Source organism: Allokutzneria sp. A3M-2-11 16, assembly GCF_024213555.1.
Lineage (GTDB): Bacteria > Actinomycetota > Actinomycetes > Mycobacteriales > Pseudonocardiaceae > Allokutzneria.
Genome location: NZ_JANAVO010000001.1, coordinates 3019150 through 3044387, shown reverse-complemented (window position 1 = coordinate 3044387; position 25238 = coordinate 3019150). Strand labels below are relative to the sequence as shown.

Here is a 25238-nt window from a genome sequence, read left to right as displayed (position 1 = left end):
AGCCTATCCATTCATACGTACGTACGCGCCTGTGCGTCCCGCGCTCGGTTCACCGGCTCAAGTAAGTTCCTGGTGAACCACTCCGATCATGGGAGCGCAGGAGTTGAACCAGCCGCGACACGGCCTTCCGGCCACCCACCCGCAGCGGTACCAGCAGTGGGAGGTCGACGACGCGCACCTGCGGACAACCAGTGGCCACTACACACAGTGGCGGGCCGGTCTGAGCAGGGCTTTGTGGGCCGCGTTCCCGGTGCTGGCGCTGAGCGTCTGGGCGATGACCGGCCCGTGGTGGGCGATCGTGCTCGGCGTGGTCGGGGCCCTGGTCTCGATCGGCGGGCTGGTGCTGGTCCTTGCCGGGCGAAAGCAGCCGTGGCGCCCCTACCAGGGCGGGCAGGTGGTTCCCGGGGTCGTGCTGGAGGTCGGCAAGGACGGCCGGGCCGCCGTGCTGGTGATGGCCGAGATGTCGCGCTCCCCCACGACCGTGCCGCGTTTCGCGCTGCGGCTGGTGCAGCTGCCGGGCGGTGCGATGTGGTCGCCCGGCGAGCGCATCCCGTGCGTCGCGTTCGACCACAGCGGCAGGAACTCGGCGTACTGGTCGAACTTCGACGCCGCCCCGGTCTCCTGGGCCACCGCGGACGCGCAGGTGCTGCGCGAGGTCGGCACGTCCATCGACGCGGCGGAGTGGGTGCTGCTCGGCGAGCTCGCCCACGGCGCGGGCCAGCTCAAGGGCAAGGACCGGCCGATGGTGCTGCCCGCGGACAAGCTGCCGACCGAGCTGCGCTACCCGCGGCAGCGCTTCGGCGTCGAGCTGGCCTGGGACGAGCGCGGCCAGCCGCACGTGTCCCCGGAGGCGGTTCCGGTTTTTCCCCTGATCAGGGGAACCGCGTGGTCGCCGCAGAACGGCCAGCGGCGCCTGGACTTCCAGCCCGAACGCGGTCACGCGCGCCGGTACAACGAGATCTACCGGCGCGGGGACCGACCGTGGCTGCTCACCGTCGGGATCACCAGCGCGGTGCTCACGGCCGCGGGCGCCTCGTTCGTCCTCAGTGGACAGATCTGGGGCTACGTGGTCGGCGGCGGCCTGCTCGGCCTCGCGCTGCTCGGCGGGCTGTTCCTGGCGCGGGCGCGGCGCACCAACGGCAGCCCGCACCAGTACTTCCGCCGCGGCGTGCTCAACCCCGGGATGATCTCCCACGTGGACAGCACGGGCGCGGCGACCGTGCTGGTGCTGGCCGACGTGACCACGACGCGCGACGTTCCCAGGCGGTTCGCGCTGCACACGCTGCGCGCGGAGCACCTGCCGGGGCACCGGCTCGCGGTCGGCGAGCGGGTCCCGGTGACCTGCCGGTTCGCCAGCAGCCCGAACCACCCGTGGGCGCGCATGGGCTACTGGGACTTCGTGGTCGCGGTGCCGGTGGCGTGGGGCACCTCGGACCCGGCGACGATCGCCCGCGCCGTCGAGGAGATCGACGAGATCGAGTGGGCCTACCTGGAACACGTCCTGGAGCGGGCGCACATCGTGTCCGGGACGACCGACCACACGATCCTGCTGACCCACGAGGAGCTGCCGCACCGCATGCGGGACACCACGGCGCCGAAGCCCGCCGAGGGGTAGGGCTAGCCCCACCAGCGGTGTGCGGGGCACCGGATGGAACGGACCCCGCCGAACAAGCCAGTCTTGGGCCATGACCTCGAACGCGACCGGCATCGACCGGTACCAGCCGGTCCCGGTGACCTGGGCCCAGGCCCGCAGGGATTTCGGCTACCTGATCCCCGGCCTGTTCATCGGGCTGGCCACGTTCATCCCGCTGATGGTCACCTTCTGGCTGGGCGTCGGCCTGACGGTGATCTGGATCGGCATCGCGATCCTCGCGGGCTGCCTCGCCGCGGCGCGCGGCTTCGCCTCGGGTGAGCGAGCGCGGGTCCGCTGGCTCTACCGCCGCGAGCTCCCGCCGACGTACTACCGGCGCAACGAGGGGCGCGGCTTCGGCAGGCTCTGGCGCTCGCTCCACGACCCGCAGTCCTGGCGGGAGCTCCTGTTCGGCATCATCCAGCTGCCCGTGCGCGTCGTGGGCTGGGTGTTCACGGTGACGTGGTCGGCCGTCGCGCTCGGGGGCGTCAGTTACCCGTTGTGGGAGTGGTCCCTGCCCGAGGGCAACGTGCACCTCTTCGCGTTGCTCGGCTACGACTCGGAGTTCATCCACCTCACCGGGTACGTGGCGATCGGGCTGCTCTTCGCGGTGACGCTGCCGTACGTGCTGCGCGGGCTGGCCGCCTTCGACTCCGGCATGGTCCGGCTGATGCTGACCAACGAGGCCGCCGCGCTGCGGGCTCGCACCGAGCAGCTGACCACGAGCCGCACCGCCGCCGTGCAGGCGGAGGCGCAGACGCTGCGCCGCGTCGAGCGGGACATCCACGACGGCCCGCAGCAGCGGCTGGTCCGGCTCAACATGGACCTCGAAGCGGTGCGCAGGCGGCTCGACGACGACCCGGAGGCGGCGCGTCCGCTGATCGAGGAAGCCCTTGTGCAGAGCCAGGAAGCGCTGTCGGAACTGCGTGCGGTCTCCCGCGGCATCGCCCCGCCGATCCTCACCGACCGCGGTCTGCGCGCGGCCCTGACGGCGACCGCAGCGCGCTGCCCCGTCGAGGTCGCGCTGGACATCGACCCGGAGACCGGGGAGCGGCTGCCAGAGGCGGTGGAGAACGCGGCCTACTTCGTGGTCAGCGAGGCTTTGACCAACGTGGCCAAGCATTCCGGAGCTTCCCTGTGCACCGTCACGGTGAAGCGCGACGCGCAGGTGCTGCTGCTCCAGGTCCGCGACAACGGCACCGGCGGCGCGCACCTCGGCAAGGGCCACGGCCTCGCCGGGCTGGTGGACCGCCTCGCCGCGGTGGACGGCCGCCTGGACATCGCCAGCCCCGCCGGGGGCCCGACCGTCCTCACCGCCGACATTCCCCTGACCTGAGCGATGCGCACCGGTAGCGTTACCCCTCGGATTCGAGGGGGGTGGCGCGGTGCGCGTCGTGTTGGCCGAGGACTCCGTCCTGTTGCGCGAGGGCCTGGTCCGGTTGCTCGGCGAGGCCGGAGCGACCGTCGTGGCCGCTGTCGGCGACGGCGACTCGCTGGTCCAGGCCGTGGTCGAGCACCGGCCGGACATCGCGGTCGTGGACGTCCGGATGCCGCCGTCGTTCACCGACGAGGGCCTGCGGGCCGCGATGCGCGCCCGGTCCGTCGTCCCCGGTCTCGGTGTCCTGGTGCTCTCTCAGTACGTGGAGGAGTCCTACGCCTCCGACCTGCTCGCCGAGGCGGGGCAGCCCGGCTCCGGCGGCGTCGGCTACCTGCTGAAGGACCGCATCTCCAAGCTCGACGAGCTGTCCGACGCCCTGCACCGCGTCGCCGATGGCGGCACCGTGCTCGACCCGGAGGTGGTCGCCGGGCTGTTCGCGCTGCGCCGCCGCAACGACCCGCTGACCGAGCTGACGCCGCGCGAGCGCGAGGTGCTGGCGCTGATGGCGGAGGGCCGCACCAACACCGCGATCGCCCGCACCCTGTCGGTCAGCGGCGGCGCGGTGGAGAAGCACATCTCGTCGATCTTCACCAAGCTCACGCTGCCCCCGTCCAACGACGACCACCGCCGCGTCCTCGCCGTCCTGGCCTGGCTGAAGGCGTAGGGGTGTCTTCAAGACCACCCAGCCCCCTCCCGATCATCGTTAACCGCCCCCAACCTCTCAGGTGAGAGCGGTTAAAGACCGTGGGGACGGGGTTCGGGGGTCTTGAAGACCAGCGAACCGAACGCCCGCATGAGCGGGCTCACAGGGTCGGCGGGTTCCCCGTCACTTGGAAGTCCTACTATTTTATTTCCAAGCTTCTATCGTCGGCCCGAGGAGTCTCCCGTGTCCGATCTGCACGTACCCGTGAACCCGGTGCGCTTCGTCACCGCGGCGAGCCTGTTCGACGGGCACGACGCCTCGATCAACATCATGCGGCGGATCCTGCAGGCCCAGGGCGCGGAGGTGATCCACCTCGGGCACAACCGCTCGGTCGACGAGATCGTCACCGCCGCGGTCCAGGAGGACGTCCAGGGTATCGCGATCAGCTCCTACCAGGGCGGGCACGTCGAGTTCTTCGGCTACCTGGTGGACCTGCTGCGCGAGCGCGGGGCCGGTCACATCAAGGTCTACGGCGGCGGGGGCGGGGTGATCGTCGCCGAGGAGATCGCGGAGCTGCACGAGCGCGGCGTCGCGCGGATCTTCTCGCCGGAGGACGGCCAGACCATGGGCCTGGCGAAGATGGTCAACACCATGGTCGGCAGCTGCGACGTGGAGCTGGAGCCGCTGCCGCTGACCGGCGTCTTCCACGGCGAGCAGGCCGCGCTGGCCAGGGCGATCACCCGGATCGAGCGGGGCGGGCTGTCCGAGGACGAGCGCGCCGAGCTGCACAAGGCCGCCGATCGGGACGTCCCGGTGCTGGGCATCACCGGCACCGGCGGCTCGGGCAAGTCCTCGCTGACCGACGAGCTGGTCCGCCGGTTCCGCATCGACCAGCAGGACAAGCTGCGGATCGCGGTGATCGCGGTCGACCCGAGCCGCCGCAAGGGCGGTGGCGCGCTGCTCGGTGACCGCATCCGGATGAACTGCCTGGACGGTGACCGGATCTTCTTCCGCTCCCTGGCCACCAGGGGCGCGGGCACCGAGCTGCCGACCGGCCTCGCCGACGTGATCGCCGCGTGCAAGGCCGCCGGGCACGACCTGGTGATCGTGGAGACCCCGGGCATCGGCCAGGGCGACGCCGCGATCGTGCCGTTCGTCGACGCCTCGCTGTACGTGATGACGCCGGAGTTCGGCGCCGCGTCGCAGCTGGAGAAGATCGACATGTTGGACTTCGCCGACGCGGTGGCGATCAACAAGTACGAGCGCAGGGGCGCCGAGGACGCGCGCCGCGACGTGGCCCGCCAGCTGGTGCGCAACCGCGAGGCGTTCGGAACGCCGCCGGACGAGATGCCCGTGTACGGCACGAGCGCCGCGACCTTCAACGACGACGGCGTGACCGCGCTCTACCAGTTCCTCCGCGAGATGCTGACCTCGCACGGCCTCAAGGCCGCCGAGGGGGTGCTCCCGGTGGTCACCGGCAAGGCGTCCACGCGGATCGCGCAGATCATCCCGTCCGCGCGGGTGCGCTACCTGGCGGAGATCGCCGAGTCGGTGCGCGGCTACCACGTCGAGACCGCCAGGCAGGTGGAGATCGCCCGCCGCCGCCAGCAGCTCGCCGCCAGCAAAGCCTTGGTGGAAGGGCGAAGCGGCGCGACCGACGTGCTGGAGCAGCTGCTCACCGAGGCCGAGCGGGAGCTGGCCGCGGACAGCCACGCACTGCTGGAGGACTGGCCGAGGACGGTCGAGGCGTACTCGGCCGACGAGCTGGTGGTGAAGGTCAGGGACAAGGAGCTGCGGACGCAGCTGTGGCGGGAAAGTCTTTCCGGCTCAAGGATTCCGCGTGTCGCGCTACCCCGCTACGGCGACCACGGGGAGCTGCTGCGGTTCCTCCGCGCGGAGAACCTGCCGGGCCGGTTCCCTTTCACCGCAGGGGTTTTCCCGTTCAAGCGGGATGGTGAGGACCCGGCGCGGATGTTCGCGGGTGAGGGCGATCCCTTCCGCACCAACCGCCGCTTCCACTTCCTGTCGTCGGATTCCAAGGCCACCAGGCTCTCCACCGCCTTCGACTCGGTCACGCTCTACGGCCGCGACCCCGACGAGCGCCCCGACATCTACGGCAAGGTCGGCACCTCCGGCGTCTCGATCGCCACGCTGGACGACATGAAGGTGCTCTACGACGGCTTCGACCTGTGCTCGCCCAGCACCTCGGTGTCGATGACGATCAACGGTCCGGCACCGACGATCCTGGCCTTCTTCCTCAACACCGCCTTCGACCAGCAGGTCGCGAAGTTCACCGAGGACAACGGCCGCGAGCCCACCGAGGCCGAGTCGGCGGAGATCGCCAAGAAGGTGTACAGCACGGTGCGCGGCACGGTGCAGGCCGACATCCTCAAGGAGGACCAGGGCCAGAACACCTGCATCTTCTCCACCGAGTTCTCGTTGCGGATGATGGGCGACATCCAGGAGTGGTTCATCGCCAACGGGGTCCGCAACTTCTACTCGGTGTCGATCTCCGGCTACCACATCGCCGAGGCCGGGGCGAACCCGATCAGCCAGCTGGCCTTCACCCTGGCCAACGGTTTCACCTACGTGGAGTCCTACCTGGCGCGCGGGATGGACATCGACGACTTCGCGCCGAACCTGTCGTTCTTCTTCTCCAACGGCATGGACCCGGAGTACTCGGTGCTCGGCCGGGTGGCGCGGCGGATCTGGGCCGTGGCCATGAAGAACCGCTACGGCGGCAACGAGCGCTCGCAGAAGCTGAAGTACCACGTGCAGACCTCGGGCCGGTCGCTGCACGCGCAGGAGATGGACTTCAACGACATCCGGACCACGTTGCAGGCGCTGATCGCGATCTACGACAACTGCAACAGCTTGCACACCAACGCTTTCGACGAGGCGGTGACCACGCCGACCGAGGATTCCGTCCGCCGCGCGCTGGCCATCCAGATGATCATCAACAGTGAGTGGGGCCTGGCCCGCAACGAGAACCCGTTGCAGGGCGCGTTCATCATCGACGAGCTCACCGACCTGGTCGAGGAGGCCGTGCTGGTGGAGTTCGATCGGATCAGCGAGCGCGGCGGCGTGCTGGGCGCGATGGAGACCGGCTACCAGCGCGGGCGCATCCAGGACGAGTCCATGCTCTACGAGCACCGCAAGCACGACGGCTCGCTGCCGATCATCGGCGTGAACACCTTCCGCAACCCGCGCGGTGCCGAGGCGTCCGGGCCGATCGAACTCGCCAGGGGCACCGAGGCGGAGAAGCAGTCCCAGCTCACCAGGTTGCGGGACTTCCACCGCGGCAACGCCGACACGGCCGAGGCCGCGTTGAAGCGGCTGCGCGAGGTGGCGATGGGCGAGGGCAACGTGTTCGCCGAGCTGATGCGGGCCGCGCGGGTGTGCTCGCTTGGCCAGGTCACCGAGGCGTTCTTCGAAGTCGGCGGCCAGTATCGTCGGAACGTCTGAGTTTCTTGCGAAGGGTGATGACGTGAGCGTCAGCAAGGTCGGTGTGGTCGGATCGGGCCTGATGGGCGCGGGCATCGCCGAGGTGTGCCTGCGCGCCGGGCTGGACGTCGTGGTCAGCGAGGTCAACTCGACGGCGGCCGACGCCGGGCGCGGCCGGATCACCAAGTCGATCGACCGCGCGGTCAGCAAGGGCAAGATGGCTGCCGAGGAGCGCGACGACGCGCTGGGCCGGTTGCGGCTGACCACCGACCTCGGCGACTTCGCCGACCGCGACCTGGTGATCGAGGCGGTCGCCGAGCACGAGCAGACCAAGGTCGACGTCTTCGCCACCCTGGACAAGGTCGTCACCCGGCCGGACGCGATCTTCGCCTCCAACACCTCGTCCATCCCGATCATGAAGCTCGGCATGGCGACGCAGCGGCCCGAGCAGGTCATCGGCATCCACTTCTTCAACCCGGTGCCGGTGCTGAAGCTGGTGGAGCTGGTCACCTCGCTGCTCACCGGCGAGGAGACCTCGCGCCGCGCCGAGGAGTTCGCCGCGAACGTCCTGGGCAAGCAGGTGATCCGCTCGCAGGACCGCGCGGGCTTCATCGTCAACGCGCTGCTGATCCCCTACCTGCTGTCGGCGATCCGGATGCTGGAGTCGGGTTTCGCCTCCGCCGACGACATCGACAACGGCATGGTGCTCGGCTGCGCCCACCCGATGGGCCCGCTGCGCCTGGCCGACCTGATCGGCCTGGACACCACGAAGGCGATCGCGGAGTCGCTGTACGCGGAGTTCAAGGAAGCCCTCTACTCGCCGCCGCCGCTGTTGCTGCGCATGGTGGACGCGGGCCTGCTCGGCAAGAAGTCCGGGCGCGGCTTCTACGACTACTCGGCGTAGTGCGGCGGTTCGGGGACTACTTCGTCGTCGGAGTCGGCTCGGACGGCCCCACGTTGCGCCAGGTCTACGACGGCCTGGGTCTCGCGGAGCGCATCGATGACGTGTGCGCTCGGTTGGGAACCACGGAGCGTCGGGTTGGGGCCTCGATCCTGTTCCAGGGCTACACAGCGCGGGTGTGGTCGCCGTTGTGGGGTGCCGTGGCGCTCGGCGAACCTGTGCCCGCGTTGCCAGCCGACAAGGTCCACTGGGCGGCGAGCGGCTTCACCACCGCTGCCCCATTGCCAAGCGCCACAAGGACAATCGCCGAGATCGCCCTCGACGACCACTTCGAACCGATGGTGTCGGCGCTCCGCGGCGAGGTGGCGGAGGGCCTGTTGTGGGGCAACGCCGCGTCCTCACTCGTGGGCACGCTGAAGGTGATCGCGAACGCCGGCGAGCTGGACCAGCGGACGTGGGACGCCGCGATGGACGTGCTCGCCGATCCCCGGCTGAGCGGGGCCGGTGACTTCACCGCCAACGGCTACAAGCGGCGGAGCTGCTGCCTCTTCTACCGAGTGCCCAACGGCGGCCTCTGCGGCGACTGTTCGCTCAACCGCGCGTAGCCGCGACGCGATCAGGGCGCTGTACGAGAGCGGCCTGATCCTTGCCCGACCTCGAACTTTGCGATACAAAGTAGTTGGACTTTGTATCGCAAAGTAGGAGGAAGACATGGCAGAGGACGACGGACCGCTGTCCCCCGCCGAGTCACTGGCGCTGATCAGCAGCCAGCGGGCCCGGGTCGACCGGAGCCTGTCGCCGAGCCAGGCGCTGCTCTTCGGCATGTGGGGCACGACCTGGCTGGTCGGCTGGACGCTGATGTTCCTGGCCACGCCCGGCGGTCCGGAACTGCTGCCGCTGTGGCTGGCGGGAGTGGTCTTCGCCGCCGCGATCATCGGGTCGGTCGTCCTGTCGACCGTGGTCAGCGCGCGGGCGGGGCGCGGGATCGCCGGGCCGTCCAGGCTCAGCGGCGCGCTCTACGGGTGGACCTGGACGCTCGGGTTCTGGGCGCTGGGCGCGATCAACGTCGGCTTCACGGTGAAACTCGGCGTGAGCATCGAGGTCACGTCCCTGCTGTGGACCTCGGGTCCGCTGCTGGTCATGGGCCTGCTGACCATGCTCGGCGCCGCGCAGCGCCGCAGCATCCCGGAGTATGTCGCCGGGGTCTGGCTGCTGCTCGCGGCGAGCGCGAGCGTGTACGTCGGCACCCCCGCGAACCTCCTGGTGCTCGCTTTCGCCGGTGGCGGCGCGATGCTCGGGCTCGCCACCCACTACGCGCGGCAGGCGAAGACAGCATGACGGCGGGTCTTCCGGAACTGGACCCGGTGATCCACGCTCAGGCCCGGTTGCGCGTCACGGTCGCACTCGCCGCGCTGCCGAGCGGAGACCGGATCACCTTCCCCAGGCTCCAGGAACTGCTCGACATGACCGCGGGCAACCTGTCGACGCACCTGCGCAAGCTGGAGGACGCGGGGTACGTCGAGATCACCAAGACCCACCAGCGCCGCACACCGGTCACGTACGTGGAGCTGACCACCAAGGGGCGCAGGGCCTTCGAGGACTACAGCGCGGCGCTCAAGGAGATGCTGACATGATCGAGTTGTCCGGCTTGGGCAAGTCCTACGGTGACGTGCACGCCGTTCGAGAGCTCAATCTCAGCGTGCACGCGGGCGAGGTCTACGGCTTCCTCGGGCGCAACGGCGCGGGCAAGACCACCACGATGCGGATGCTGCTCGGCCTCATCCGGCCGACGTCCGGATCGGGCTCGGTGTTCGGGAAACCCTTGGGAGATCCCGCTTCCGTGGCGCGGATCGGTTCGCTCGTGGAGTCGCCCGCGTTCTACCCGCACCTCAGCGGCCGCGACAACCTCAGGCTGCTCGCCCGCTACTCCGGCCTTGGCGACTCCACAGTGGACAGTGCACTGGAGCTGTCCGGGCTCATCGATCGGGCAGGCGACCGCTTCACCGGCTACTCGCTCGGGATGAAGCAGCGGCTCGGCGTCGCGGCGGCACTGATGGGCGATCCGGAGCTGCTGATCCTGGACGAGCCGACCAACGGCCTCGATCCGTCGGGTATGCGCGAAATGCGCGACCTGGTAAGGAATTTCGCCGACAACGGCGGTACGGTCCTGCTGTCCAGCCATTTGCTCGGCGAGGTCGAGCACGTGGCCGACCGGATCGGCGTCATCCACAGTGGACGGTTGGTCGCGGAGGGCGCGCTCGCCGAGATCCGGGCGCGCGTCGGCGGCCCCCGCCTGGTGGTGCGCGCGGAACCGGGACCGGCGGTGGAAACCGCGCTGCGCGCACGTCCCGGGGTGCTGGGGGTGCGCCGGACCGGCGAGCTGGTCGAGGTCGAGCTGGGCACCGCGACCGCCGCGGCGGTGAACCGCGACCTCGTCGTGGAAGGCTTCGAGGTCAGCGAACTGCGCATCGAGGAACGCACGTTGGAGGACGTCTTCACGGGGGTGACCGCGGCATGATCACGAACAACCTGCGCGCGGAGCTGTTCGCGCTGCGCCGCCGCCCCGGAGTCCTGGCGATGGCCGGGATGTGGTCCACCCAGGTCGTGGTCTTCGCCTACCTGGTGCCCTACATCGTCTACCTCACCCAGGGTTCGTCGATGGCGCCCGCGGTGGCCGCCGACATGATCTCCGGGCTGCTCCCGGAGGGCGCGCACTACTACGTCGCGGGCGCGCTGCCGACCTTCGGCGGACCGGTGATGCTGGTGATCGGCGCGCTGCTGGCCACCGGCGACTACCGCTGGGGCACCCTGCGCACCGTCCTCGGCCGCCAGTCCGACCGCGGCGCGTTCCTGGGCGGGCGGTTCCTCGGCCTGCTGGTGGCGTTGCTGCCGGTGGCCACGGTGACCCTGGTCCTCGGCCTGCTCAGCAGCGGCGTGATCGCGATGGTCAACGCCAGTCCCGCCCGGTACGGCGACGTGGGCGTGATCGCGCTGGAGCTGGGCTCGCTGTGGCTGGTGATGGCCGCGTGGGGCGCGGTTGGCTTCGCCATCGGGATGCTCACCCGCAGTCCCGTTGCCGCCATCGTCGTCGGTCTACTGTGGACGGTCTTGGCGGAGAACGCCTTGGCGCTGCTGGCGAATGTCGTTCCCGGCCTGGGCTTTCTCAGCACGCTGCTGCTCGGCAACAGCTCCAACCGCCTCGCCGCAGCGCTGGGCTCGGAGCCCATCACGATCACCGGTGCCTTCGGCGCGCAGCCCCAGGGCACCCCCCTGCTGGCCGTCGCGGTGCTCATCACCTACATCGCCGCAGCCTTCCTGGTGAGCCACACCGCACTCCGCCGCCGCGACGTGACCTGACCGCGGTTGGAGCGTCTTCAAGTACCACTGACCCCCTCCCCAGAAGTCTCAAACCGCCCCCAACCCTCGGCCGGATGCCGGAGGGTTGGGGGCGGTTTGAGACGTTTCTAGGTGGGGTTCGTAGGACTTGAAGACGCCCCTACTCGCCTAGCGCAGGATGAGGCTGCACGAGCCGGACGCCTTGGTCTGGACGCCCTTCTCGGTGACGGTGAGGTCCAGCGTGTAGGTGCGCTTGTAGGGGCGGGGTTCGTCGGGCGCGCCGGTGCCCTTGACCAGCCGGTCCCGCTCGGTCCACGTTCCGCTGCCGTTCGCACGTTCGCGGCGCGGTTCGCCCATGGCGGCGGCGCCGAGCCCGTGATCGGCCCATTCCTCCACAATGGACTGGTCGACGCGCACCTCGACGGCGGCCCGCTTGCCGTGCCCGGAGCTGGTCGCGGTGTAGCTCACGCTCCAGGTCGCGGCGTCGCAGACCGGCTTGATCGAGGCGGTGGGCGCGGCGTGCGCGGTACCGGCGAGCACGGGCAACAGGAGGACGGCGCCGAGCGGCGCGAGAAGCCTTGACACGCCGCCGAAACTAGCGCTCGCGCCCCCGCGCCGTCGCTCCACGATCGGGTGGTTCCCTTCGGAGCGTCGCCACACCGCTGTCCAGATCCACCGTGCTGTGCGGCGGGGCGCCGTCGTCGGCGTCGTCGCGCATCATCGAGTGGCTGTTCCGCTCGTCGATCTTGTGCCGTTGCCCGGCGTCGAACGCGGCGCCGAACACCTCCATGCCGGGGCAACGGCCGAGAACGGGCAGGAGTTCCTGGTCAGGCCACCGGAACGAGCAGCACCGGCGTGGTGGTCGGCTGTGCGGAGCCGCCCGAGGGCTCCACGGTCACCCCGATCTTGCTCACCCCCGTCGTCGGGAACACCATCGGCGCGTGCCTGCCGGAGTGCGTCCGCGCCATCAGGCCGAGCGAGACGACGCCGGAGTCGGAGATCGCCCACGCCTGGAGGTCCTTGCCGGACCGAGGCGCCGGAACCTGATCACTGGCCAGCAGCACGGCCTTGCCCAGCAGCCTGGACGACACCACCTTGCCGTTCCCGGCGACCTCCGTGCGCGCGTCGGCCGCGCCGACGATCGCGGTGACCTGTTCCGCCAGCGCGCGTTCGCGGTCGAGCTCCTGGTTGGCGGTGAGCACGCCGATCCCGAACACGACGGCGACGAGCACGCTGGCCGCCGCCACCAACGAGACAACGGGCACCGCCCACCGGCGCTGACGCGGAAGCGCGGGCGCGATCGGGGACTGTTGCCGCGTCCGGGAAACCTCTGCGAGCACCTTGGCGCGCAAGCCGGGCGGCGGCACGGTCGCGGCGGCCATCCCGAGGTGGGCGGCCGTGCGCTCCAGTTCCCTGGTCTCGCGTTCGCAGTCCGGGCACACGGCCATGTGCCGTTCGAACTCGCGGCGCTCGTCCGCGTCGAGGGCGTTCATGGCGTAGGCGCCGGTCAGGGTGTGCACGTCCGGGTTCATCACGCCACCCCCAGGCAGTCGCGCAGCCGGATCAGCCCGTCCCGCAACCGAGTCTTGACGGTCCCCAACGGAGAGCCGAGCAGTTCGGCGACCTCGCGGTAGGTGTAGCCGCGGTAGTACGCGAGCAGCACTGCCTCGCGTTGCAGGTCGGTCAGCGCTTTCAGGCAGATGCGCACCTGCTCGCGCTCCAACCGAGCGGTGACCTGCTCGGAGACCTCGTCGAACGGGCGCCCGGCATCCAGTCGCCCCGCCCTGTCCTCGCGGTCAGCACTGGACTGCGCGGAGCGCACGCGGTCCACGGCGCGTCGGTGCGCCACCGTCAACGCCCAGGTCAGCACCGAGCCCTTGTCCGGCGCGTAGCGCGTCGCGGTGCGCCACAGCTCCACCAGCACCTCCTGGGCGACCTCCTCGGACTGCGCCTGGTCCCGCAGGACGCGCAGCACGACGCCGTAGATCGGTCCCGCCAGCACCTCGTAGAGCTGGCCGAACGCGGCCTCGTCTCCCCGAGCCACCTGCTGCACCAGCTCCTCCGGTGTCAGTGTCGCGACGCCGGCCGGACCGTGCAGCTGACTCACAGCTCGCGCTCGGTCGCGCATGACCACCCCTTTCGACCAGGCCGTCCACTTCTGTTCTTCGGAGCCGGTCCCGAGCCGGATTGGTCCAGCTTGACGCTACGCCAGATTTCACGGATCGGTAAGGGATTCCCCGCGCGCGTGCGCGTAGGTTCCTTTTATGACCGAAAAATCGCATCGGCTCGACCATTCGAGTGAGCCGGAAAACCGGACCCATCCGTTCCCGGAACAGTCGCGAATGCCCCATGTGAACAGCGAGAGAGGGTCAGCCCTCATCGGCGTCCTTTCCGCCGGTGCGGCACTAGGAACAGCAGAACTCGTCACCGCGGTGACGGGACCGAACTCATCGCCGATCACTTCGGTGGGCGGCGCGGCGATCGATCTCGCGCCGGTGTGGCTGAAGGACTTCGCGATCAGCACTTTCGGCAACTACGACAAGCCGGTCCTGCTGGGCGGAATCCTGGTCGTGCTGGTGGTCTTCGCCGCGGTGGCGGGGATCGTGGCCGCGCGCCGGTTCGCCGTCGGAGCGGTGATGATCGGCCTGATCGGCGCGGTCGGCGCGATCGCGGCGATCGCCCGCCCAGGTGGGTCGCCGTTGGACGCGCTGCCCTCGCTCGCCGCGATCGTGGCCGGGGTCGCCGCGCTGCACCTGCTGCTCACCAGGCGACCGGCGGCGGACGGGTCGAGCCGCCGGAAGTTCCTGATCACCGGCCTGGGCACGGCGGCGTACGCGGTGCTCGGCGGTTCGGTGGGCAGAATTCTCCAGCAGCGTTCCGCCGATATCGCACAATCCCGTTCCGCCATTCGGCTGCCCGCACCCGTGAGCCCCGCGGCGGCCCGGCCGCCCGGTCATGATTTCGCGCTTCCCGGGCTCACCCCGTTCGAAACACCGAATCGCGATTTCTACCGCGTCGACACCGCACTGGTGATTCCCGAGCTGACCGCCGAGGAATGGCGGCTGCGCATTCACGGGATGGTGGACCGGCCGGTCGAGCTGAGTTTCGCCGACCTCATGGCGAAGCCGCTGATCGAACGCGACATCACCCTGTGCTGCGTCTCCAACGAGGTCGGCGGGCCGTACGCGAGCACCGCGCGGTGGCTCGGCTTCCCGCTGGCGCAGCTGCTCCGTGAGGCCGGGGTCCGTGCCGGGGCGAACCAGCTCGTCGGCACCGACCGCGACGGCATGACCATCGGCACACCGCTCGACGTGGTGATGGACGGCCGCGAGGCACTGCTCGCGATCGGGATGAACGGCGAACCTTTGTTGCCCACCAACGGGTTTCCGGTCCGGCAGCTCGTTCCGGGGCTCTACGGCTACACCTCGGCGACGAAGTGGCTGGTCGACCTCGAACTCACCACGTTCGACAAGTACGACGCGTACTGGACCGAACGTGGCTGGGACCCGATCGGCCCGGTGCTCACCGCATCGCGGATCGACGTGCCCAAGCCGTTCGCACAGGTCCCCGCGGGCCCGGTGACCGTCGCCGGGGTCGCGTGGGCGCAGCACCGCGGGATCAGCGCCGTGCAGTTCCGCGTCGACGGCGGGGAATGGCGCCCCGCGCAGATCAGCACCGAGGTCAGCCCGGACACCTGGCGCCAGTGGCGCGCCACCGTCCAGCTCGACAAGGGCTTGCACCGCTTCGAAGTCCGCGCGGCCGATGGCCGTGGGGACTGGCAACCGGAAGAACGATCCAGGCCGTTTCCCCGTGGTGCCACCGGATGGCACTCCGTCGCGGTCACGGTCACCTGATGAAGGAGAGAACCGATCATGCAGTTCAAGCGCACCGCCGTCCTCGCCGCGGCCGCCGTCTCGGCGCTGGGCCTGACCGCCTGCTCCGACGGGACCGACACTCCCGCGGCACAGCCCCCGGCACCGGCGCCGATGACCACCACCGCGACCATGACCTCCGGCGAGTTCGGCTCGGCCTGCTCGTCGGTGCCCACGGACGGCCCCGGCAGCTTCGCGGGCATGGCCAAGGACCCGGTGGCCACCGCGGCGAGCAACAACCCCGCACTGTCCACTTTGGTCACCGCGGTGAAGAAGGCGGGCCTGGTGGACACGCTGAACACCGCGAAGGACATCACCGTGTTCGCGCCCGCCGACCCGGCCTTCGCCAAGATTCCCAAGGCGGACCTGGACAAGGTGCTCGCGGACAACGCCACGCTCACCAAGGTCCTGACCTACCACGTGGTCCCGAAGCGGCTCACCACCGCGGACCTGGCGTCCGGGAACTTCGAGACGCTCCAGAAGGGCATGGTGAAGACCTCCGGCGCGGGGACCTCCTTCAAGGTCAACGACGCCAGCGTGATCTGCGGCAACGTGCAGACGGCCAACGCGACCGTCTACATCATCGACACCGTCCTGATGCCGAGCTAACTGATGGTTACAGTGACCGACGCGCCCTCGCCGCTGGTGGGAATCTTCGTCTTGCCCGGCGAGGACGCGCGGTACTGCCACTCCTTCTCGGTCTGCAGGTGCAGCCGGACGTACGGGTCCTTCACCAGGGGCGCCCCTTCGCCCGGCGGCACCGAAATCACGTCACCGATCTTCACCGCGATCTCGCCCGTCTGTCCCTTTTCGACAGTCACCGCAGGCGGTTTTTCCTGTGAGGACGAAGGAGACGGCTCGCTTGGCTGGGCGTTCGCCCCGCACCCGCTGAGGACGAGGACCATCGCGCCGATGAGGAACTGTGTTGTTCTCATGTGGAGTAGACGGGCGCGACCGGGTCACCAGTTGCTCAGCGACTCACCGAAGATTTCACAGATGTCGTCCCCGGTCACCTGTCGCGGAGCCACGTTGAGCAGCCGCTGCTGCTTGAGGGTGCCGTCGACCAGCGCCGGGATGTCCGCCTCGGAGTAGCCCACCGCGCCGATCCCGTTGGGGATTCCGATGTCGCGCATGAGCGCCGTGAGCACGGCGGGCAGCTTCTCACGAGGGTTCGGTTCCGCGTCGGCGGTCGCCGCGTCCAGCAGCCGCGCCGCGTGCACGTGCCGCTCGGGATCGGTGGGGAAGGTGAACCGGAAGGCGGCGGGCGCGGTCAGCGACACCGACTGCCCGTGCGGCACCATCGGCTCGTCCTGCGGATACCCGGTGGGCCGGTAGTCACGCACCCGCCCGGCGATCGGATAGGCGCACGCGTGCGGGATGTGCACTCCCGCATTGCCGAAACCCATCCCGGCCATGGTCGCGGCGAGCATCATTTCGGTGCGTGCCTTGAGGTCGTTGCCGTTGAGCACCGCGCGCCGAAAAGCCTTGCTCAGCAAGGAAAGTGTCTTCTCGGTCCAGGTGTCGGAGATCGGGTTCGAGCCGCAGTAGGGCACCCGCTCCTCCGGCTTCTTCCTGGCGAACGTGTCGTACGGCCGCGCGGTGTAGGACTCCAGCGCGTGGCACAGCACGTCCATCCCCGAGGCCGCGGTGACCTCGGGCGGCATGCTCAGCGTGGCCAGGGGGTCGACGACGGCGAGCGTGGGGCGCAGTCGCGGATGACTGATCCCGGCCTTCACGTGCAGGCTCAACAGGTCGAGGACGCACACGGGCGTGCTCTCCGCCCCGGTCCCGGCCGTGGTCGGCACCGCGATCAGCGGCTTGAGCGGCCCAGGTGGCGCCATTCCCCTGCCGATCGGCTTGTTCACATAGTCGAGCACGTCGCCGGGGTGGCTGGTCATCAGGTTCATCGCCTTGGCGGTGTCGATCGCCGAACCCCCGCCGACCGCGACGAACGCCTGCCAGTCCTCTTGCGCGGCAAAGGAAACCGCCTCGGCGAAGCTCACGTCCGTCGGCTCGACCCGCACCCCGTCGTACACCGCGACGGTCACCCCGGCGGTCTCGATCGCCGAAGCCACGCGCGCGGGGAAGCCGGTGGCCGCGACCCCGGCGTCGGTGACCACGAGCGCCGACCGCACGCCCAGCTGCGCCAGCTCGAACCCGATCTCCTCGGCGGCCCCGGCCCCGAACTTCAGCGGCGGAGCACCCCACGTGAACACGCTCTCCGTAACCACACGACCACCCTACTCACGCCGTTCCACCGGTCGGTTGATGTCGCGGCGCGCAAACGAACCGAGGATCGACGCATGCACACGCTTCATCGGCAACCCGCACGTGATTTGGCGCGGCATCGCCTCCTTCTGGCAGACGCGGCTGACCATCCCGGACAAGCTCGACGTGGACGGCGCCCAACTCCTGGGCATGCCCGAGACCGTCGCCGGGTACACGCGGAACACCGCTTGGGCCGCAACGATTGCGACGTCCCTGAGCTATTCGCTGGCGGAGGTGAAGCTCGTCCCCGGCGATCCGACTTCGTACACAGTGGACGGTCGTGCTGAGCGACTGCGCACCGGGAACCGACAGGGATTCCCTTGTGCCAGGTACATTCGGCGCACACCGCATGCCGAACCTGATCAGCACGGACCAGCTGTCGAACTCCAACGACTCGCACTGGTTGACCAGCGCGACGCAGCCGCTCACCGGCTTCCCCCGGGTGTTCGGCACCGAGGGCACGGCACGGTCGCCGCGCACCCGGTTCGGCCTCCAGGAGCGCGTGACGAGCCTGCGTGACGCACAAGAAATGGTGCTGTCAAACCGTTCCTTCATGGGCGAGCTGGCGGGTGACGATGTGCTCCGCATGTGCAACGACCTCGACAGCCGTGGCGCGCTCCTGTTCGACCAGTTCTGGCAGGAGATCGGCGAAATCCCTTGGCTGGTCCCGTTCAACTCCGCCGACCCCGTGCGGACCCCACGCTCGCTGGACATCGACAACCCCCGTGTGCGCGCCGCGTTCACCAAGGCCGTCGCCGAAGCACCGGACGGGCCTATCCGCGATCACCAGTTCGCCTTGGACGGCAAGGGAAAGCGGATCCCGATGCACGGCGGCGCCAACGCACTGGGCGTCTACAACCTCATCGAGACCAGCAAGGGCCAGGCGGTCGGCGGCACCAGCTTCCTGTTCGCCGTGCGGTTCAACGGAAAAGCCTGCCCCGAGGCGAGACCGATCCTGGCGAACTCGCAGTCGAGCAATCCCGCCTCACCGCACTACTCCGACCAGACGGAGTTGTTCGCGGCGAAGCGGTGGCTTCCCGGCCGCCTGTGCCAGGGCTGACCACTCGATCACGCGATTGACCCCGAGTACACAACCGGTCACGATCCGAAGTAACCCCTGTTCAACCAGGTTACGAGGACCCCCATGGCCGTGTCTGCCCTGCTCCGCCGCGCGTTTGTCCTCTTCACAGCCACCGCGACAGCAGCCTTCGCGGCCCCGGCGACCGCCGGAGCCGTTCCGGCGTTCCAGAAGTACGTCGCGCTCGGAGACTCCTTCACGGCCGGACCGTTCATCCCGGGGCAGCGCATGGACCCGATCGGGTGCCTGCGCTCCGACCGCAACTACCCGTCCCTGCTGGCGAAGCAGCTCGCGCCCGCGAAGTTCGCCGACGTCAGCTGCAGCAGCGCGGTCATCGACGACATGACCAACCCGCAGAAGGTGCTGCTCGGCGAGAACCCGCCCCAGCTGGGCTCGGTCACCCCGGACACCGACCTGGTGACGGTCAGCATCAGCGGCAACGACGTCGGCTTCATGCCGGTGCTCGCGACCTGCGCGCTGGCCAGCGTCCGCGACCCGTTCGGCCACCCCTGCAAGGACGACCACACCGTCGGCGGCACCGACAAGCTGGCGCAGCGGATCGAGCAGACCGCACCGAGGGTCGGCGCGCTGCTGGCCGCGATCAAGCAGAAGGCGCCCAAGGCGAAGGTGCTGGTGGTCGGTTACCTGCGGCTGCTGCCGCCGTCGAACGGGTGCTGGCCGCTGGTGCCCATCGCCCGCGGCGACGTGGCGTACCTGGACGGGCTCCAGCAGCGGCTGAACGGAATGTTGGCGGCTCAGGCAACCTCGGCGGGGGTCGGTTACGTCGACACCTATGCCCCGAGCATCGGCCGCGACGTCTGCCAGCTGCCCGGGACGAAGTGGGTGGAGGGACTCGTCCCGACCGCGCCTGCCGCGCCGGTGCACCCCAACGCCGCGGGAATGACCGCCGTGGCCGCTCTGGTGGGCAAAGCCCTGACCAGTGCTTCGAGCTGACCCCAAAACGATCTATCTTCTCTCAACCTGGGCCGTGTGCGCTCCGCAATCGCCCTAGTCGGGTGACGCTCGATCCGGTGTATACCCGGGAGTATCCGCCTTATGGGCGGCAATTGCGGGTAAATCAATCACCATGCGAGCACTTCGTCTGTTTACCTGCGCTGCCCTTTCCGGCGCCGCGCTCCTCGCTTCGGTCACGACCGCGTCGGCCACCGCCGCCCCGGCCGAACTCGTCGCACCCTCGGCGCTGACGCTGACCGTCACCCACGACGGCATCACCTCCGAGGCGCCGAAGGTCGCGCTGCTGAGCTGCAACCCCTCGGGTGGCACCCACCCGAAGGCCGTCGACGCCTGCCGCGATCTGCAGCTGGCCCAGGGCGACTTCTCCAGGCTCAACCCCAGCGGTCGCCGCGCGGCCTGCACCATGGAGTACGACCCGTTCGAGGTCACCGCGACCGGCACCTGGCGCGGCAAGCCCGTGACGCACAAGGCGACCTACGCCAACCCGTGCGTGCTGGCCGCCTCGACCGGCACCGTCTACCGCTTCTGATCCCCACCGTCCCTACGTCCCCGCTGTAACCGCCAAAGGGAGCGAGATCCCGCTCCGGCGCCGCGTGCCGCACCCACCACGCGCCGAGGAACCGGGAGTTCGCTCCCTTTCGCGCGTCCGGGGGCCGGAACTGGTCGAGGCGCCCGGTAGTCCCGGGCGCCTCGCTCCTTCAGAAGAACATTCACAGCTGAGCTACTCATCCGTATTTCCTGTGAAGCGGCTGAGAGAACCGCCGCGATCAGCCGCCGTGCTGGGCGGCCAGCCCCTGCTGCGGCTCCCCGGCGTCATCGCCGAAAGCCCAGACCTTCGACGTCCCCGGCACCGTCGCCACGCCCATCAGGATCGCGTGCTCGGGCAGCCCGGCCTTCTCCTCGACCCACGCGGACCCGTTCCACCGCAACGCGATCGGCCGCGCGCTGGAGGTGTAGCCCGAGGCGTAGGCCCCACCCTTGCCGTCCGAGGCGGCGCCGTAGAGCAGGCCCTGCTTCGCCGGGACGGGCACGACCGACCACTTCGCGCCGTCCCACCGCTGCACGTGCGGGGCGAGGGCGAGCGGGTTGCCGCCCTCCGGGTCGACGAAGCCGACGGCCCACACGTCCTTGCCGCTGATCACGACCTGGGTGAACTTGGCCTCCGGCGCGCCGGTCGCGGCGGCGGCGACCTCGGTCCACTTCGCGCCGTCCCACCGCAGCGCGAGGGGGCGCACTCCCGCGCCGGTGCCCGCGTACCCGACTGCCCACGCCTCGTTGGCGCCGCGGGCGGCGACACCGCGCAGGCAGGCGAAGTTGGCGTTGGCGGGCTTGGGCACGGCGACCGCGCTCCACGCCTTGCCGTTCCAGCGGTTGAGCAACGGCACCCCGGCGCTGAAGTCGTCGGTCTGCGCACAGCCCGCGGCCCAGGCGTCGTTCTCCGAGACCACGGCGATCGAGCTCAGCTCCGGGTCCGCGCCCGCAGGCAGCCCGCCCGGCGTCGGCGAGGGCAGCTCGACCCACTTCGCGCCGTCCCAGCGAGCGGCCAGGCTCGCCTTCTCCGACTTCAGCCCGACCGCGAGCGCGTTCCTCTCCCCCGTGGCGGCGACGGCGCTCAGCGTGAGGCCCTTCGGCGTCGGGGTGTGCTTCCAGCCCTTGCCGTCCCAGCGCAGCGCGACGGTGCCCGCCCACATGTTGGTGAGGTGGTAGCCGACCGCCCAGCCGGAGTTCGCGTTGACCATCGAGCCGCCGTTCAGCACGTAACCCGGCGTGAGCTTGGGTGTCGGGGTCACGGTCCACCCCGGAGCCGCCGCCGAGGCGCTGCCGAAACCGGTGAAAACAACAGCGGTGGCCAGCACGGCGGCCCCGCGCAATCTGTTCCTCATGTCGCAGAACCATCCTCGTGCGCGACATACGCTGGATACAAAGCGGCCACAAGCCCGCGCGTTCCACCGACGCCCAAGCTCGTGACCAGCCATTTCCAGGCTCCGAAGCCGTAAGTAGGTGCGCTGCCCGACGTCCGTACTGAGCCGAACGGGTGTCTCGGGTGGACCACGCGGGCCTTTCCCGCTCCTATTCAGTTTAAAACATAAAACATCTGGACGTGCTATATCAGTGAATTGCTTGTGCAATTACCTTCGAACGGCCGTGGTAAACGCGGACACCGGCTTCCTATCGTGGGTTTCCTCATGCCCCTGCACATGAGCAAAAGGTGAGATCATGAAGCTGAATCGGTTGTTCGCTGTCCTCGGTGCCTCTGCCGCCGTGTTCGCGCTCGCCCCGGCCGGCCAGGCCGCGCCGAGCCCCGACGTCGTGGAGCGGTCCCAGGCACCGAGCTCCGAGGTCGACGCGTACTGGACGCCGGAGCGCATCGCCGACGCGCTGGCCAACCCCATGCCGATGCCCACCCCGGACGGCACCCCCGCCGCGCCGGAGGCCGGTGAGCGGGCGCTGATCCAGAAGGTGCCCGGCCCCTACACCACGGACAAGCTGCGCAGCATGGGCCGGCTGCTGTTCACCACGGGCGGCCGCAACTCCAGCTGTTCGGCCACCTCGGTCGAGGCCGCCAACAAGAACCTCGTGTGGACCGCGGCGCACTGCGTGCACTACGGCGGCGTCGCCGCGCAGAACGTGACGTTCCTGCCCGCCTTCCTCAACAACCAGAAGCCCTACGGCACCTGGGCCGCGAAGAAGACCTTCATCCCGCAGGGCTGGATCTCCGGCGGTGGCCGCGACTTCTCGCTGGACTACGCGGCGTTCAGCGTGGACTCGCAGGGCGGCAAGACCCTCACCGACACCGTCGGCGCCAAGGGCGTGGTGTTCGAGGACAAGAAGAACCAGAACACCGACATGTACGGCTACCCGGCCGAATCGCCCTACACCGGCCAGGAGATGTACACCTGCGGTGGGATCGCCGCGACGGTGCAGACCTTCGACGCGAAGATCGCCTGCAACGGCATCGGCGGCCAGAGCGGCGGCGCGTGGCTGAACGCGCAGGACAAGGTGTGGGCGGTCAACAGCCGCTCCGACCGGCGCACGGTCACCTACGGCACCCTCTTCGACGCCAAGGCCAAGCAGCTCTACCAGCAGGCGGGCGCCTGACGCTCGCGAGGTAGGGGCGTCTTCAAGTACCACCGACCCCCTCCCCAGAAGTCTCTAACCGCCCCCAACCCTCCCGCCCGCTCGCGCGCGGTTGTGAACCGCGCGGGAATGAATTGGGTGGGAACGTACGGGAAAGGCCCGGCCGGTGTTCCGGCCGGGCCTTTCCGCGGCAGTACTTCAGTACTTCAGTACTCAGGCGTCGGCGAGCAACCGGTTCACCACGCGGGCCATGCCTTCGCGGACCTCGTCCGCGTCGGGGACCTCGATGTCGGTGATCTCCAGCTCCTCGTCACCGTCCTCTTCGGACTCGTCGCCTTCGGCGTCCTCTTCGGACTCCTCAGACTCGGCGTCGTCGTCTTCCTCTTCGTCGTCCTCGTCCTCGTGGACCTCACGCAGCTCGGCGATGTCGGCGAGGATGTCCGCGGGCTCCAGCGCGGGCAGCAGCGGCTCCACCGCGGCCAGCACGTCGTCCTCCTCGACCGCGACGGCCTCGGCCAGCGCGATGGCGTGGTCGCGCTCGTACGGCCCACAGGTGAAGGAATCCCACGCGTCGTCAAGGGACTGGAACACGACGACCCAGGGCAGGTCCTCGATTGGGGAGCCCTCTTCCGGCTCGCTGATGATCACGCCACCCATGCTGGGTTCCTCCTCGGTCCGAACCGTTCAGGGCAATGTCTACCGCCCCTGCTCCGGGCCCCGACGGCGACCCCTCGTAGTTCACCGGATGCTCGTGTGGGCGTTGCCCGGCGGAGGCGGTCCGGAAACGTCCGGCCACGGCCTTCCGGACGCCGTGGTTCAGGATCTTCGACTTGGCCCGAACCAACGCAACCCGGCCGTGCGCCGCGGCGTCATGACAGATACCGGTGGAAACCGGTCACGATCGAGTTGGGGACTTTGGTGCGGAAAAGAATAATTCTCCGAATGGGCGGATTGGCCGTGGTCGCGGCCATGGCGACGGCATGTGGTGGCTCGGAGACACCGGAGTCCAATCCCGAACTCGCGCCGCGCGGGACCACCGTGACAACGGCGAAGGTGAGCCGGCAGAGCCTCACGAACAAGGTGAGCCTCACCGGCAAGGTCACGATGAACCCGGTATTCGGATTGACCACACCCGTGAACGGTGAGATCCGGTACCTGGAATTCGAACCGCCCAAGGGCACCCCGACCAAGGCGACCAAGGTCGCGGAGATCTACTCGGGCAAGCGGGTCGCGAGCACGATCAGCGTGCCCGCCAAGGCGACCTTCGCCGGCCGCCTCGTCGAGGACCGCGCGTCGGTCACCGGGGGCATGCCGGTGGTCTCGGCGCGCTACGCCGGTTACGGCATCGTCGCCGAGATCGACGGCGACCAGGCGTACAAGATGTCCGGCTCGCTGAGCTCGGTCGAGGCCCAGATCACCAACGGCCCCGGCCCGTTCCCGTGCTCGGTGCTGGGCACCATCGCGGCCATGCCCGCGGGCAGCATCCCGGCCCCGGAGCCGGACCCGTCCGAACAGGACAAGAACAAGCCCCAGCCGACCGGGAGCAAGCCCGTCCCCGGCCAGAACGGCAAGCCCGGCGGCGGCGCGACCCCGTCCGAGCCGACCGGCCTGCGCCTGGTCTGCACCGCGCCGACCGACGTCAAGATGATCAACGGCAGCGCGGCCACCGTCGAGGTCGTCACCGACCGCTCCACCAACGCGCTGGTGCTGCCGGTCGAGGCCGTCGCGGGCACCTCCGGCCGCGGCAAGGTGGACGTGCTGGGCGCCGGTGGCGCCCGCAAGACCGTCGACGTGGAGCTGGGGCTCACCGACGGCAAGGTCGTGGAGATCAAGTCGGGCCTCTCCGGTGACGAGACGGTCGCCGTGCCCGGTCCGAACCTGCCCGCCGGTCCCGGCGGCAAGGCGGGCGGCGGCGGCTCCCTCCCGGGGTCCCGATGAACCCGCTCATCCAGCTGACCGGGGTCACCAAGACGCTCAAGGGCCAGGAGGAACCGCGGCAGATCCTCGCCGGGGTGGACCTGACCGTGAACCCCGGCGACAGCGTCGCGATCCTCGGCCGCTCCGGTTCGGGCAAGTCGACCCTGCTGAGCCTGCTCGGCCTGTTCGACCGGGCCGACGGCGGGCAGTACCTGCTCAACGGCAACGACATCACCTCGCTGCCGGAGCGCAAGGCCGCGGTGCTGCGCAGCGCCGAGTTCGGCTTCGTCTTCCAGCGCTTCTTCCTGCTCAAGCACCTCACCGCCGCGCAGAACGTGGCCATGGCCCTGGTCAACGGCCAGGGCTGGCTGCCGGCCCGCAAGCGCAAGGCGAAGGTCATGGCGGCGCTGGAGAAGGTCGGCATCGCCCACCTGGCCAAGAACAAGCCGACCCGGCTCTCCGGCGGTGAGCAGCAGCGGGTGGCCATCGCGCGGGCGCTGGTCCGCGAGCCCAAGGTGCTGCTGGCCGATGAGCCGACCGGCGCGCTGGACACCGAGACCGCCGAGCTGGTCATCGACGTGCTGCTGGCGGCGACCTACTCCGGCTGCGGGCTGATCCTGGTCACCCACGACCGGCAGCACGCGGACCGGATGGCGCGGGTGCTGCGGCTGACCGACGGCCGGCTCTCGCGGGCCAACGAGAGGGTGTTGACGTGATC

Annotated in this window: 26 protein-coding genes and 1 pseudogene; 19 read left to right on the top strand and 8 right to left on the bottom strand. The window is 69.6% G+C overall.

Annotation, left to right across the window (positions count from 1 at the left end; all coding sequences use genetic code 11):
- Positions 1–88: 88 nt before the first annotated feature.
- The 10 genes from NLX83_RS15205 (at position 89) to NLX83_RS15160 (ending at position 11353) form a co-directional block, all read left to right on the top strand.
- The gene (locus NLX83_RS15205) at positions 89–1615 is read left to right on the top strand and encodes a DUF3239 domain-containing protein (RefSeq protein WP_254235481.1); all 1527 of its coding nucleotides are present in this window, start codon (positions 89–91) and stop codon (positions 1613–1615) included.
- 70 nt (positions 1616–1685) lie between these two features.
- Positions 1686–2966, top strand: coding sequence for a sensor histidine kinase (locus NLX83_RS15200; RefSeq protein WP_254235480.1), 1281 nt, complete (start codon positions 1686–1688; stop codon positions 2964–2966).
- Between the two features lie 49 nt (positions 2967–3015).
- The gene (locus tag NLX83_RS15195; RefSeq protein ID WP_254235479.1) at positions 3016–3672 is read left to right on the top strand and encodes a response regulator transcription factor; all 657 of its coding nucleotides are present in this window, start codon (positions 3016–3018) and stop codon (positions 3670–3672) included.
- A 222-nt stretch (positions 3673–3894) separates the two neighbouring features.
- Positions 3895–7116 carry a fused isobutyryl-CoA mutase/GTPase IcmF gene (icmF, locus tag NLX83_RS15190; protein WP_308209310.1) on the top strand — a complete coding sequence of 1074 codons (3222 nt, stop codon included), beginning with the start codon at positions 3895–3897 and terminating at the stop codon, positions 7114–7116.
- 22 nt (positions 7117–7138) lie between these two features.
- Positions 7139–7999, top strand: a complete 861-nt coding sequence (locus NLX83_RS15185) for a 3-hydroxybutyryl-CoA dehydrogenase (protein ID WP_308209309.1) — start codon at positions 7139–7141, stop codon at positions 7997–7999.
- Positions 7999–8601, top strand: coding sequence for a (2Fe-2S)-binding protein (locus NLX83_RS15180; RefSeq protein WP_254235478.1), 603 nt, complete (start codon positions 7999–8001; stop codon positions 8599–8601). The genes NLX83_RS15185 and NLX83_RS15180 overlap by 1 nt, the downstream gene beginning before the upstream one ends.
- Positions 8602–8707: 106 nt before the next feature.
- Positions 8708–9334 (top strand): hypothetical protein, encoded by a 627-nt coding sequence (locus NLX83_RS15175; protein ID WP_254235477.1) that lies wholly within the window; start codon positions 8708–8710, stop codon positions 9332–9334.
- Positions 9331–9630 (top strand): transcriptional regulator, encoded by a 300-nt coding sequence (locus NLX83_RS15170; protein ID WP_254235476.1) that lies wholly within the window; start codon positions 9331–9333, stop codon positions 9628–9630. The genes NLX83_RS15175 and NLX83_RS15170 overlap by 4 nt, the downstream gene beginning before the upstream one ends.
- Positions 9627–10514, top strand: coding sequence for an ABC transporter ATP-binding protein (locus NLX83_RS15165; protein WP_254235475.1), 888 nt, complete (start codon positions 9627–9629; stop codon positions 10512–10514). The genes NLX83_RS15170 and NLX83_RS15165 overlap by 4 nt, the downstream gene beginning before the upstream one ends.
- A complete protein-coding gene (locus NLX83_RS15160) occupies positions 10511–11353 on the top strand; it encodes an ABC transporter permease (protein WP_254235474.1) in 843 nt (280 codons plus the stop codon). The genes NLX83_RS15165 and NLX83_RS15160 overlap by 4 nt, the downstream gene beginning before the upstream one ends.
- A 147-nt stretch (positions 11354–11500) precedes the next feature.
- Here NLX83_RS15160 and NLX83_RS15155 read toward each other — a convergent pair whose 3' ends face one another.
- Genes NLX83_RS15155 through sigK form a run of 4 tightly spaced genes read right to left on the bottom strand, consistent with a single transcriptional unit; the run spans position 11501 to position 13460 of the window.
- Positions 11501–11917 (bottom strand): hypothetical protein, encoded by a 417-nt coding sequence (locus NLX83_RS15155; protein WP_254235473.1) that lies wholly within the window; start codon positions 11915–11917, stop codon positions 11501–11503.
- A gap of 10 nt (positions 11918–11927) precedes the next feature.
- Positions 11928–12122 (bottom strand): DUF6191 domain-containing protein, encoded by a 195-nt coding sequence (locus tag NLX83_RS15150; RefSeq protein ID WP_254235472.1) that lies wholly within the window; start codon positions 12120–12122, stop codon positions 11928–11930.
- A 37-nt stretch (positions 12123–12159) separates the two neighbouring features.
- A complete protein-coding gene (locus tag NLX83_RS15145) occupies positions 12160–12864 on the bottom strand; it encodes an anti-sigma factor (RefSeq protein ID WP_254235471.1) in 705 nt (234 codons plus the stop codon).
- Positions 12864–13460, bottom strand: a complete 597-nt coding sequence (gene sigK / locus NLX83_RS15140; protein ID WP_374118739.1) for an ECF RNA polymerase sigma factor SigK — start codon at positions 13458–13460, stop codon at positions 12864–12866. The genes NLX83_RS15145 and sigK overlap by 1 nt, the downstream gene beginning before the upstream one ends.
- Before the next feature lie 304 nt (positions 13461–13764).
- On the opposite strand from sigK, the gene NLX83_RS15135 reads away from it, so the two are divergent.
- The gene (locus NLX83_RS15135) at positions 13765–15186 is read left to right on the top strand and encodes a molybdopterin-dependent oxidoreductase (RefSeq protein WP_308209308.1); all 1422 of its coding nucleotides are present in this window, start codon (positions 13765–13767) and stop codon (positions 15184–15186) included.
- 18 nt (positions 15187–15204) lie between these two features.
- Positions 15205–15813 (top strand): fasciclin domain-containing protein, encoded by a 609-nt coding sequence (locus NLX83_RS15130; RefSeq protein ID WP_254235468.1) that lies wholly within the window; start codon positions 15205–15207, stop codon positions 15811–15813.
- Here the strand turns inward: NLX83_RS15130 and NLX83_RS15125 are convergent.
- Together NLX83_RS15125 and NLX83_RS15120 are read right to left on the bottom strand one after the other, a co-directional pair.
- Positions 15810–16025, bottom strand: a complete 216-nt coding sequence (locus tag NLX83_RS15125; RefSeq protein ID WP_254235467.1) for a hypothetical protein — start codon at positions 16023–16025, stop codon at positions 15810–15812. The genes NLX83_RS15130 and NLX83_RS15125 overlap by 4 nt on opposite strands.
- A 138-nt stretch (positions 16026–16163) precedes the next feature.
- The gene (locus NLX83_RS15120; protein WP_254235466.1) at positions 16164–17435 is read right to left on the bottom strand and encodes a hydroxyacid-oxoacid transhydrogenase; all 1272 of its coding nucleotides are present in this window, start codon (positions 17433–17435) and stop codon (positions 16164–16166) included.
- Between the two features lie 37 nt (positions 17436–17472).
- Here NLX83_RS15120 and NLX83_RS42245 point away from each other — a divergent pair.
- The 4 genes and pseudogenes from NLX83_RS42245 to NLX83_RS15105 form a co-directional block, all read left to right on the top strand.
- Positions 17473–17772, top strand: a pseudogene (locus NLX83_RS42245) (penicillin acylase family protein); the annotation flags it as partial.
- 49 nt (positions 17773–17821) lie between these two features.
- A complete protein-coding gene (locus NLX83_RS15115; RefSeq protein ID WP_254235465.1) occupies positions 17822–18532 on the top strand; it encodes a penicillin acylase family protein in 711 nt (236 codons plus the stop codon).
- An 84-nt stretch (positions 18533–18616) separates the two neighbouring features.
- On the top strand, positions 18617–19504 hold the full coding sequence (locus NLX83_RS15110) for an SGNH/GDSL hydrolase family protein (protein ID WP_254235464.1): 888 nt from the start codon (positions 18617–18619) through the stop codon (positions 19502–19504).
- A 133-nt stretch (positions 19505–19637) separates the two neighbouring features.
- Positions 19638–20054 carry an SSI family serine proteinase inhibitor gene (locus tag NLX83_RS15105; RefSeq protein ID WP_254235463.1) on the top strand — a complete coding sequence of 139 codons (417 nt, stop codon included), beginning with the start codon at positions 19638–19640 and terminating at the stop codon, positions 20052–20054.
- 238 nt (positions 20055–20292) lie between these two features.
- Here NLX83_RS15105 and NLX83_RS15100 read toward each other — a convergent pair whose 3' ends face one another.
- Complete coding sequence (locus NLX83_RS15100) at positions 20293–21408, bottom strand: hypothetical protein (RefSeq protein ID WP_254235462.1); 1116 nt, start codon at positions 21406–21408, stop codon at positions 20293–20295.
- 334 nt (positions 21409–21742) lie between these two features.
- Between NLX83_RS15100 and NLX83_RS15095 the strand changes: the two genes are divergently transcribed.
- A complete protein-coding gene (locus tag NLX83_RS15095) occupies positions 21743–22624 on the top strand; it encodes a hypothetical protein (protein ID WP_254235461.1) in 882 nt (293 codons plus the stop codon).
- Positions 22625–22816: 192 nt separating this feature from the next.
- On the opposite strand, the gene NLX83_RS15090 is transcribed toward NLX83_RS15095, so the two are convergent.
- Positions 22817–23260, bottom strand: a complete 444-nt coding sequence (locus NLX83_RS15090; protein ID WP_254235460.1) for a hypothetical protein — start codon at positions 23258–23260, stop codon at positions 22817–22819.
- A gap of 285 nt (positions 23261–23545) precedes the next feature.
- Between NLX83_RS15090 and NLX83_RS15085 the strand changes: the two genes are divergently transcribed.
- On the top strand, positions 23546–24541 hold the full coding sequence (locus tag NLX83_RS15085; RefSeq protein WP_254235459.1) for an efflux RND transporter periplasmic adaptor subunit: 996 nt from the start codon (positions 23546–23548) through the stop codon (positions 24539–24541).
- Positions 24538–25236, top strand: coding sequence for an ABC transporter ATP-binding protein (locus NLX83_RS15080; RefSeq protein ID WP_254235458.1), 699 nt, complete (start codon positions 24538–24540; stop codon positions 25234–25236). Before NLX83_RS15085 ends, NLX83_RS15080 begins: the two co-directional genes overlap by 4 nt.
- Positions 25237–25238 lie beyond the last annotated feature (2 nt).

Excerpts from the sequence above, each read along its gene's own strand:
- NLX83_RS15205 (WP_254235481.1), top strand. The coding sequence starts at position 89 with ATGGGAGCGCAGGAGTTGAACCAGCCGCGACACGGCCTTCCGGCCACC.
- NLX83_RS15200 (WP_254235480.1), top strand. The coding sequence starts at position 1,686 with ATGACCTCGAACGCGACCGGCATCGACCGGTACCAGCCGGTCCCGGTG.
- NLX83_RS15175 (WP_254235477.1), top strand. The coding sequence starts at position 8,708 with ATGGCAGAGGACGACGGACCGCTGTCCCCCGCCGAGTCACTGGCGCTG.
- NLX83_RS15170 (WP_254235476.1), top strand. The coding sequence starts at position 9,331 with ATGACGGCGGGTCTTCCGGAACTGGACCCGGTGATCCACGCTCAGGCC.
- NLX83_RS15165 (WP_254235475.1), top strand. The coding sequence starts at position 9,627 with ATGATCGAGTTGTCCGGCTTGGGCAAGTCCTACGGTGACGTGCACGCC.
- NLX83_RS15160 (WP_254235474.1), top strand. The coding sequence starts at position 10,511 with ATGATCACGAACAACCTGCGCGCGGAGCTGTTCGCGCTGCGCCGCCGC.
- NLX83_RS15150 (WP_254235472.1), bottom strand. The coding sequence starts at position 12,122 with ATGGAGGTGTTCGGCGCCGCGTTCGACGCCGGGCAACGGCACAAGATC.
- NLX83_RS15145 (WP_254235471.1), bottom strand. The coding sequence starts at position 12,864 with ATGAACCCGGACGTGCACACCCTGACCGGCGCCTACGCCATGAACGCC.
- sigK (WP_374118739.1), bottom strand. The coding sequence starts at position 13,460 with ATGCGCGACCGAGCGCGAGCTGTGAGTCAGCTGCACGGTCCGGCCGGC.
- NLX83_RS15130 (WP_254235468.1), top strand. The coding sequence starts at position 15,205 with ATGCAGTTCAAGCGCACCGCCGTCCTCGCCGCGGCCGCCGTCTCGGCG.
- NLX83_RS15115 (WP_254235465.1), top strand. The coding sequence starts at position 17,822 with ATGCCGAACCTGATCAGCACGGACCAGCTGTCGAACTCCAACGACTCG.
- NLX83_RS15110 (WP_254235464.1), top strand. The coding sequence starts at position 18,617 with ATGGCCGTGTCTGCCCTGCTCCGCCGCGCGTTTGTCCTCTTCACAGCC.
- NLX83_RS15105 (WP_254235463.1), top strand. The coding sequence starts at position 19,638 with ATGCGAGCACTTCGTCTGTTTACCTGCGCTGCCCTTTCCGGCGCCGCG.
- NLX83_RS15100 (WP_254235462.1), bottom strand. The coding sequence starts at position 21,408 with ATGAGGAACAGATTGCGCGGGGCCGCCGTGCTGGCCACCGCTGTTGTT.
- NLX83_RS15095 (WP_254235461.1), top strand. The coding sequence starts at position 21,743 with ATGAAGCTGAATCGGTTGTTCGCTGTCCTCGGTGCCTCTGCCGCCGTG.
- NLX83_RS15090 (WP_254235460.1), bottom strand. The coding sequence starts at position 23,260 with ATGGGTGGCGTGATCATCAGCGAGCCGGAAGAGGGCTCCCCAATCGAG.
- NLX83_RS15085 (WP_254235459.1), top strand. The coding sequence starts at position 23,546 with ATGGGCGGATTGGCCGTGGTCGCGGCCATGGCGACGGCATGTGGTGGC.
- NLX83_RS15080 (WP_254235458.1), top strand. The coding sequence starts at position 24,538 with ATGAACCCGCTCATCCAGCTGACCGGGGTCACCAAGACGCTCAAGGGC.